This window comes from Mesorhizobium sp., assembly GCF_004962925.1.
Lineage (GTDB): Bacteria > Pseudomonadota > Alphaproteobacteria > Rhizobiales > Rhizobiaceae > Mesorhizobium.
Genome location: NZ_SUEO01000127.1, coordinates 9,802 through 18,831 on the forward strand (window position 1 = coordinate 9,802; position 9,030 = coordinate 18,831).

A 9,030-nucleotide genomic window follows, 5' to 3' on the forward strand; every position below is an offset into this window, starting at 1 on the left:
CCCAGCCGCCAATGACGCCGGCGCGCTCGCGGGTGTCGGGAAACGCCTGCGTCAGGATCGACAGCGCGCCCGGAATGATCAGCGATCCGGCTATCCCCTGCACCACTCGGCCCGCCAGCAGCACCGGCAGGTTAGGTGCGATTGCACAGATGGCAGAACCAGCAACGAAGATGCCGATGCCTGCCAGCCAGGAGCGCTTGCGCCCGTAACGGTCACCGATAAGGCCTGCCGACAGCATGAAGGCGGACAGGCAAAGCGTATAGGCATCGATCACCCATTGGAGCCCGGCGAAGTCGATGCCGAGCGCAATCTGGATCGTCGGCAGGGCGACGTTGACGATGCTAACGTCGAGGAGCGCGACGAATGTGCCGAAATAGACAGCGGCAACAAGAGGCAAGCGACGGTTCGACATGACGACTCCAAACATGAAGCGCGTCGCATGAATGTCATCAGACGCGACGCGTTTTAGGACCGATCAACGGCTGCCCGTCGCGTCCCGGCTCAGCCGCCATATTGCTCGTCCGTCACCTCCTCCAGCCAGTCGGCATGGACACCGTCGAGCGCCTCCTGCATGGCGATATGCTCCATCGCCGATTTCGGGGCAGCGCCGTGCCAATGCTTTTCATCAGGCGCAAACGAGATAACGTCGCCGGCCCGGATCTCCTGTATCGGCCCGCCCCAGCTTTGTGCGAGGCCGGCGCCAGATACGACGTAGAGTGTCTGCCCAAGCGGATGCATGTGCCAGTGGGTACGTGCGCCGGGCTCGAAACTGACCATGATGGCGCGCAGACGTGCTGGGGCTTCCTTCTCGATGATCGGCGTCTGCAACACGCGGCCGGTGAAGTACTTTTCCGGCGCAATGACGGTCGGCACGCTGCCGCAGGCAATGATCTTCATCGTCGCGAATCCTTAAGCTGATGGCGGATCGGTCGGCGGCGACCGCTCCTTTTGTCGCAAGAAACGGGCACTTTCGTCCGATACCGGTCATGGCGCAACCGCTTTTGCGGCTGTTCGGCGACGGGCCCTGTCACGGGATTTGATGGGAAGCCTGGGCTCGCATCCGACTCCACCGATCACGGCTCGACATCCGCGACGTCAGGCGATCCTCAAATCCCTTGCCCTCCCGGCTAACCCGTGGGACGATGCTTTTGGGTAGGTGGCGAACTGAAAAAAGCCCCGCCCGCGACGGTCGACAGGCCGGCCGCCGCTCCCAGGGAAACGCCTGAGTGGAGGTCAGTCATGGGAACTCGCGCCGGAGGACGACGCACGGGACCGAAATGCATTGCCATAGTCGGTCCCTTTGCAAGCGGTAAGACGACACTTCTCGAAGCCATATTGGCCCGCACGGGCGCCATTCCCCGCCAGAATTCCGTTTCCTCGGGAAACACCGTTTCCGACCATTCGCCCGAGGCACGCGCCCACGCCATGAGCGTCGAGGCGACCTTTGCCACCACCGAATTCATGGGCGAGCAACTCACTTTCGTCGATTGTCCCGGCTCCATCGAATTCTCCTTCGAGGCAGAGCCAGTTCTTGCCGCCTGCGACATAGCGGTGGTCGTCGCCGAGGCCGACGAGAAGAAGATTCCTGCCCTGCAGCTGATCATGCGCAAGCTCGACGATCTCGGCGTGCCGCGCATCATGTTCCTCAACAAGGTCGACAAGGCGATATCAGGCGTGCGCGACACGCTGAAGATGCTGCAGCCGGCAAGCTCGGTGCCGTTGCTGCTTCGCCAGGTTCCGCTGCGCAAGAACGGCGTCGTCATCGGCTCGATCGATCTCGCTCTGGAGCGCGCCTACATCTATCGCGAATATGCCGAAAGCGAGGTCGCCGAGATACCGGGCGACGACAAGGCGCGCGAGTTGGAGGCTCGCTTTTCCATGCTGGAGACGCTCGCCGATCATGATGACCAGTTGATGGAGCAGCTTCTCGAAGAGATTGAGCCGCCGAAGGACGCGATCTTCGACGACCTTGCCGCCGACCTGCGTGACGGCGCGGTCACGCCGGTGCTGATCGGCACCGCCGAGAAAGGCAATGGCGTGCTGCGCCTGTTGAAGACGATCCGCCACGATGCGCCCGACATCGAGGCGACCCGCAAGCGCCTCGGCGCACCGGACGGAAATGCGACTGTGGTTCAGGTGATGAAGACCATTCACACCGCGCATGGCGGCAAGCTGTCGGTCTCGCGCATACTGTCCGGCCAGCTTGCCGACGCCTCCGAGCTCTTCCTTTCGGATGGCGCCACGGCAAAAGTCTCCGGCATCTACAGAATGCTCGGCAAGGATCAGTCCAAGCTCGCCTCGGCCAAGGCCGGCGACACCGTCGCGCTCGGCAAGCTGGACGACGTCACGACCGGCCAGACGCTGAGCTCGGCCAAGGGCGGCATCAAGCCGCTGGTGACGCTGGCGCCGCCGCAACCGGTCTTTGCCTTCGCGCTGCGCCCGAAGGAACGCAAGGACGAGGTGAAGATGTCGGCGGCCATCCAGCGCCTTGCCGAAGAAGATCCCTCGCTCAGCCTGCGCCACAATCAGGATTCGGCCGAAACCGTGCTGTCGGGCCATGGCGAGATGCATCTGCGCGTCGTGCGCGAGCGACTGGAAGGCAAGAACCAGATCCCGGTCGAGGGCCATCCGCCAGCCGTGCCTTATCGCGAGACGATCCGCAAAACGGCGCAGCAGCGTGGCCGCCACAAGAAGCAGTCGGGCGGCCATGGCCAGTTCGGCGACGTGGTGATCGAGATCAAGCCGCTGCCGCGCGGCTCCGGCTTCCAGTTCACCGACACCATCACCGGCGGCGCCGTGCCGAAAACCTATATCCAGTCGGTCGAGACCGGCGTGCGCGATTATCTGAAATCCGGCCCGCTCGGCTTTCCGGTGGTCGATGTTGCCGTCAACCTGTCCGACGGCTCCTACCACGCCGTCGATTCGTCGGACATGGCCTTCCAGATGGCGGCGAAGCTGGCGATGAAGGAAGGCATGGCGGCCTGCTCGCCGGTGCTGCTCGAACCGGTCATGAAGGTCGAAATCGTCACGCCGTCCGACGCGACGTCGAAGATCATCGCCCTGATCCCGCAGCGGCGCGGCCAGATTCTCGGCTACGATGCGCGGCCCGGCTGGCCGGGATGGGATGTCGTCGAGGCGACCATGCCGCAGGCCGAGATCGGCGACCTGATCATCGAATTGCGTTCGGCCACCGCGGGCGTGGCCAGCTATCGTGCCGCCTTCGACCATATGGCCGAACTCACCGGTCGCCTGGCCGACGAGGCGTTGAACGCCAATGGCAAGGCCGCCTGACACTGGATTTTGGCGCCAGTATCGCAGGCTGCAGAACACAAGGAAACGGCGTCCGGAATGATCCGGACGCCGCTCTCTTGCGGACCGTCTTCGTGGGAGGCGAAACGGCAGGTCCGCCGCACATGCCGCCAGCGCCTGACGGCCTCAGCGGAAGAATGGTTCGGACGCGGTAGCCGCCTGAGCCCGGATCGTCCGAGTGATGCCCCCATCTCCCGCACGAACCACACCGCGTCCTATGATCTGCTTAGTCGATGCTGGGCGCCTGTGACAGGTTACCTGAGGTTACATGTCACTGTTACGTGACAATTTCGGTTGGCTTTCCCTCAGCGCCAGCAGGTTTCGGGCAACAAAAAAGCCGGATCAATGAAGATCCGGCTGAGTTTGATTGGAAGTGCCTGTTAGGGCTAACCTCCAGAGGGGAACACTCGAGGGCGCTAATGGGAGGAGAACGCGCCCAGGAGATGATCTATATATGTGCTCATCATGCCCAAGAAACAAGCATCTATTTTGCAACACACGCATGCAAAATGACACAGGCTGTGGTCTAACCCATTCCTTGGCCTATTAGGACCAGCAGAATCATCGAAATGCGGTGCGCAGCCAGGCAAAAGTCTTTGTCAAACAGCGAATCAGAGCCGATTCTCAGCCCAGAACGCAGAAACAGCGAATGATGTCGAATCAGGCAGCACGCGTTTATTTTTGCGGCAGCCGCGCATCGGCCCGAAATCGGAATCGATTTCGGAAACACGATGCGCAGATTCAAAGTGCTAGAGCGTACCTTGCGCGTCCAAGTGGAAGCACGTCGCTCTAGAAGGAAGCCTCGATGAGGACACCCTGGGCGATCGCCGGCAGCGCGCTATTCTTCATCGCAGCGCCCGGCGCGGTCGCGGGATTGCTGCCCTGGCTGTTGACCGATCGCTATCGTCTGCCATGGTCGACCCTGCCCGGCTTGGTCCCGGTCGGCTGGGTCCTGATTGTCGTCGCAGCGGCCTTGCTGCTTCATGCCTTCGCCCGTTTTGCTGTCGAAGGCCTGGGCACGCCCGCCCCGGTCGCGCCGACCGAACGGCTGGCGTCGGCGGCATCTACCGCCATGTCCGCAACCCGATGTATCTGGCGGTGCTGTCGATCATCCTTGGCCAGGTGCTACTGTTTTCGAGCTGGGCTCTGGTCGCCTATGCCACTATCGCCGCCATCGCCATGGTCTCGTTCGTGAAGCTCTACGAGGAACCGACGCTTGCCCGCCGCTATGGCGCCGACTACGAGGCCTACCGCCACGCCGTTCCAGGCTGGCTGCCCCGCCTGACGCCATGGCGCGGCCAGCAAGATAGAACAGATGATCGTCCGCGATAAAAAGCAGCAAGCGATTTGCAGAAGGGATTAGTCTAGAACGACCAGCTTCGGGCCTTGGCGATGATGAAATCGCGAAAGACGTGCAGTTTCGCCTGGTTCTTCATCGCATCGGGATAGGCGAAATAGGTGTCGAAGGACGGCACTTCGGTTTCCGGCAGCAACTGCACCAGCCCTGAGTCCTTGCTGACCACATAGTCGGGCAGCATGGCAATGCCGGCGCCACCCTGTACCGCGCGCTTGATCGACAATATGTCGTTGATTTGCAGCGTCGGAACCCTTTGCCCGCCTTCGAAATCGCCGACCGTTTCCAGCCAGTTCAATTCCGACAGATGCGCCGGCACCGGCACGCCGAAGGTGACGATGCGATGGGCCTTCAACTCGGCGATCGACGCCGGCTTGCCATACTTGTTGACGTAGGAGGGCGCCGCGTAGAGATGGAAATGCACGGTGAACAGGCGGCGCTGGATGAGATCAGGCTGCTGCGGCTGGCGCAGCCGGATCGCGCAGTCTGCCCGGCGCATGGTGAGGTCGAGCTCCTCGTTCGCCAGGATCAGTTGTAGGCTGATCTCGGGATAGAGCTCGATGAATTCCTGCACGCGCTCGGTCAGCCAGCCGGCGCCGAGCCCCACCGTGGTCGTCACCCTGAGCACGCCGGAGGGCCGGTCTTTGGCCTCGGTCAATCGCGATTTGATCGTCTCCAGCTTCATCAGCACGTCATGCGCCGTGCGGAACAGCATCTCACCCTGTTCGGTCAGCACCAGGCCGCGGGCATGGCGATTGAACAGCGGCACGCCGACGTCATGTTCGAGCGCGCTGACCTGCCGCGAGATTGCTGATTGCGACAGATGCAGTGTCTCGGCGGCATGGGTAAATGACCCAGCTTCCGCGGCAGCGTGAAACACGCGTAGCTTGTCCCAGTCCAACGCCATGATGCCCCTCGTTCTGTTTTTTGGCGTCTGAATGAAAAATCAGGCTTTTACGCGGCTTTTCTCGGCCGCCTTCTTACTCCGCTGCTTCGCGGTGAACTTCGATCCCGGCGAGGTACTTTTCCGCCTCGAGCGCGGCCATGCAGCCGAGCCCCGCCGCCGTTACCGCCTGGCGGTAGATGTCGTCGGTCACGTCGCCGGCGGCAAACACGCCCGGCACGTCGGTGCAGGTCGAATCCGGCGCCGTCCACAGATAGCCGTTCGGCTTCTGCTTCAGCTTGCCGGCGAACAGCTCGACGGCCGGCGCATGGCCGATCGCCACGAATACACCATCGACCGTCAGATGCATCTCCTGGCCGGTCACCACATTGCGCAGCTTCAGCCCTTCCACCGACGGTGGCAGCGGCATCTTGCCGGACTGGCCGGTGATCTCGTCGACGACGGTGTCCCAGATGATGCGGACATTGTCCTTCTTGAACAGCCGCTCGCTCAAGATGCGCTCGGCGCGGAAGTCGCTGCGCCGGTGGATGACGGTCACGCTCTTTGCCAGGTTGGAAAGATAGAGCGCCTCCTCCACCGCCGAATTGCCGCCGCCGATCACGGCGACATCCTTGCCGCGATAGAAGAAGCCGTCGCAGGTGGCGCAGGCCGATACGCCGAAGCCCATGAAGGTCTGTTCGCTCGGGATGCCCAGCCATTTCGCCTGCGCGCCGGTGGCGATGATCAGTGCGTCGGCCGTGTAGGTGGTGCCGGAATCGCCCTTGGCGCGGAACGGCCGCACATTGAGATCGACCTCGGTGATGATGTCGTTGATGACGTCAGTGCCGACATGCTCGGCTTGCTTCAGCATTTGTTCCATCAGCCACGGACCCTGGATCGGATCGGCGAAGCCCGGATAGTTTTCGACATCGGTGGTGATCACCAATTGGCCACCCTGCTGCAGGCCGGCGACCAGCATCGGCTTCAGCATGGCGCGGGCGGCGTAGATTGCCGCCGTATAGCCGGCGGGGCCGGAGCCGATGATGAGAACGGGTGCATGCTTGGTGATCATGGACGGGCTTTCACAACAACCGGACGCTAATGAAGCGTCCGGCACAGGGATCGATATCGGCCCTAATCTAGGTGTTGCAGGCGACGCCAGCAAGACGACCTGGGCTTCGTCCCCGGAAAGCTTCCGCACAAACAGACGATCCACGAACATCTTGCGCGGTGACTGTCCGAAAATCAGCGACTGAAGGGATGGAATGGACACCGAAGTCGTTTAATTACAAAATCACGAAAGATTCTTGCGTGAAGCGCCGAAGGTATCCATGCCGCTCAAAGCCGATCTCGACGCCATCGACTGGAAGATCCTGCGCGAGCTTCAGCACGACGGGCGCATGACCAATGTCGAGCTGTCCAGCCGCGTCGGCATTTCGGCGCCGCCATGCCTGCGCCGTGTCAGGCGACTGGAAGAGACCGGCATCATCCGCGGCTACCGCGCCTTGCTCAATGCGCCGGCGCTCGGCCTGGACGTCGTCGCCTTCTGCCTCATCGGCCTGCACCACCAGGCCGACGCCGAGCTGAAAACCTTCGCCGAACGCACCCGCGGTTGGCCGATCGTGCGCGACGCCTGGATGGTGTCGGGCGAATCCGACTTCTTGCTGCATTGCGTGGCGAGCGACCTCGGCGCCTTCCAGACCTTCGTCATCGAGGAACTGGCCTCGGCGCCGAATGTCGACACGGTGCGCACTGCACTGACCATCCGCCGGGTCAAGGACGAAGGCTTGGTTGCTTTCAGCGAAATGAGAACCTAATCCCCGCCGAGCTCAGCGATGGTCTCGCAGAGTTTCCTGTGATCATTGCCGGTCATCAGTTTGCGCATCGTGAAAGTACCGTCGCCGGAAGTCCGGTTGAGTCTACCGTGCACCAGCCAGCCCTCACATAGTCCGGCTCGCCGTCCGGCTTCCATGTCATCAGCCTTGTCGCCGACGATGATTGATCGGCTGATATCCACGCCCAGCAGATCGCGGGCGCGCAGAAGCATGCCCGGATTGGGCTTGCGCATCGGATGATCACCGACTGCCAGTTCACCCGTCCCGCTCGAATGGTAGGCGCAGGCGAGCACCAGATCGATCCGGCAACCCTGCGCTTCGAGAAGCGCCAGCAGCCGAGCATTAACGGCGGCGAAATCCGGCCAGCCGAAATAACCGCGAGCTATACCCGACTGGTTGGAGACCACGATCGCAGGAAGGCCTGCGATGTTGGACGTTCGGATCACCGGCAGCATCTCCGGCCGCAGCACGATGTCAGCCGGATCGCCGAGATAGCCACTATCGACATTGATGGTGCCGTCACGGTCGAGGAACAGCGCCGGCGTGCCGGCTCGAAAGACCCACGTACCGATCCGCTCGACCCACAGGCCCGGCTCTTCGAGCGGGTACGGATTCGAGCTCACGACACGGCCAATATCAGCCATCGCAGAGGCGCGCTTCGACAATTTCGCATAGATGATGGTAGAGGCACAGATGCCCCTGCTGGATGATCGGGGTGAAGGTCGAGGGCACGTTGAGCAGGATGTCGGAGAGCGGCTTGAGCTTGCCGCCGGTGTCGCCGGTCAGGCTGATCACCGTCATGTCCATCATGCGCGCCTGTTCGGCGGCGGCAAGAATGCTGGCCGAGTTGCCGCTGGTCGAGATGGCGAGCAGCACAGCACCCGCCGAGCCATGCGCCTCGACCTGGCGTGAAAACACCGTGTCGAAGCCGTAATCATTGCCCCAGGCGGTCAGCACCGCCGCATTGGCCGGCAGCGCGATGACGTTGTAGGCCTTGCGTTCCTTCAGGAAGCGGCCGACCAGTTCGCCGGCGATGTGGATTGCGTCGCTCGCCGAACCGCCATTGCCGCAGATCAGCAGCGCCTTCCCTTGCGAAAGTGCGGCGACGACGGCGGTAACCGCCCGCTCCATCTCGCTGCTGAGGTCGCGCTCGACCATCGCGGTGATCGCGGCCGCCGAGCGGACCAGATAATCGTTCAGTTCGGACATGAAACCCTCAGTTTGTACTGCCGGCGCGCAACTTGCCGATGGTGCCGGTGGTGCTCTTGCCGGCGACGAGATCGACCAGCACAACGCGGCCGCCCGCCTTCTGCACCACCTCGGCGCCGACCACCTGATCGATCGTATAATCGGCGCCCTTGACCAGTATGTCGGGCTTCAGCGCCTCGATCAGCGCGAGCGGCGTGTCTTCCTCGAAGATGACGACGGCATCGACCGAGGCAAGCGCTGCCAGCACGCAGGCGCGATCATGCTCGTCATTGACCGGGCGTCCAGGCCCTTTCAGCCGGCGCACCGAGGCGTCGCTGTTGAGGCCGAGAACCAGCCGGTCGCACTGGCTGCGCGCCGCATGCAAAAGGCTGACATGGCCGGCGTGAAGGATATCGAAGCAGCCATTGGTGAAGCCGACGCTCAGGCCTTCGTCCTTCCAC

9 protein-coding genes and 1 pseudogene are annotated in these 9,030 nt (G+C 62.6%); 3 read left to right on the forward strand and 7 right to left on the reverse strand.

Annotated features, from left to right (window positions below):
- Positions 1-412 (reverse strand): MFS transporter (locus E5W87_RS22590; RefSeq protein ID WP_292402465.1); only part of this gene is annotated, 412 nt, incomplete at its 3' end.
- A gap of 89 nt (positions 413-501) precedes the next feature.
- Positions 502-897, reverse strand: a complete 396-nt coding sequence (locus E5W87_RS22595; protein WP_292402467.1) for a cupin domain-containing protein — start codon at positions 895-897, stop codon at positions 502-504.
- 342 nt (positions 898-1,239) lie between these two features.
- Between E5W87_RS22595 and E5W87_RS22600 the strand changes: the two genes are divergently transcribed.
- Positions 1,240-3,291, forward strand: a complete 2,052-nt coding sequence (locus E5W87_RS22600) for an elongation factor G (protein ID WP_292402470.1) — start codon at positions 1,240-1,242, stop codon at positions 3,289-3,291.
- Between the two features lie 823 nt (positions 3,292-4,114).
- Positions 4,115-4,641 (forward strand): annotated as a pseudogene (locus tag E5W87_RS22605) (isoprenylcysteine carboxylmethyltransferase family protein).
- A 32-nt stretch (positions 4,642-4,673) separates the two neighbouring features.
- On the opposite strand, the gene E5W87_RS22610 reads toward E5W87_RS22605, so the two are convergent.
- Positions 4,674-5,570, reverse strand: a complete 897-nt coding sequence (locus E5W87_RS22610) for a LysR family transcriptional regulator (protein WP_126105318.1) — start codon at positions 5,568-5,570, stop codon at positions 4,674-4,676.
- A gap of 73 nt (positions 5,571-5,643) precedes the next feature.
- Positions 5,644-6,618: a thioredoxin-disulfide reductase gene (gene trxB / locus E5W87_RS22615; protein WP_292402474.1), complete on the reverse strand. Its 975-nt coding sequence runs from the start codon at positions 6,616-6,618 to the stop codon at positions 5,644-5,646.
- Between the two features lie 259 nt (positions 6,619-6,877).
- Here trxB and E5W87_RS22620 point away from each other — a divergent pair, with 259 nt between their 5' ends.
- Positions 6,878-7,363 carry an Lrp/AsnC family transcriptional regulator gene (locus tag E5W87_RS22620; protein ID WP_292402477.1) on the forward strand — a complete coding sequence of 162 codons (486 nt, stop codon included), beginning with the start codon at positions 6,878-6,880 and terminating at the stop codon, positions 7,361-7,363.
- Here E5W87_RS22620 and E5W87_RS22625 read toward each other — a convergent pair.
- From E5W87_RS22625 to rfaE2, 3 genes are all read right to left on the reverse strand, one after another.
- On the reverse strand, positions 7,360-8,004 hold the full coding sequence (locus E5W87_RS22625) for a D-glycero-alpha-D-manno-heptose-1,7-bisphosphate 7-phosphatase (protein ID WP_367118859.1): 645 nt from the start codon (positions 8,002-8,004) through the stop codon (positions 7,360-7,362). The two genes, E5W87_RS22620 and E5W87_RS22625, sit on opposite strands and share 4 nt — an antisense overlap.
- A gap of 13 nt (positions 8,005-8,017) precedes the next feature.
- Positions 8,018-8,590, reverse strand: coding sequence for an SIS domain-containing protein (locus tag E5W87_RS22630; protein WP_292402483.1), 573 nt, complete (start codon positions 8,588-8,590; stop codon positions 8,018-8,020).
- Positions 8,591-8,597: 7 nt separating this feature from the next.
- A partial coding sequence (gene rfaE2 / locus E5W87_RS22635) for a D-glycero-beta-D-manno-heptose 1-phosphate adenylyltransferase (protein WP_292402486.1) occupies positions 8,598-9,030 on the reverse strand: 433 nt, incomplete at its 5' end.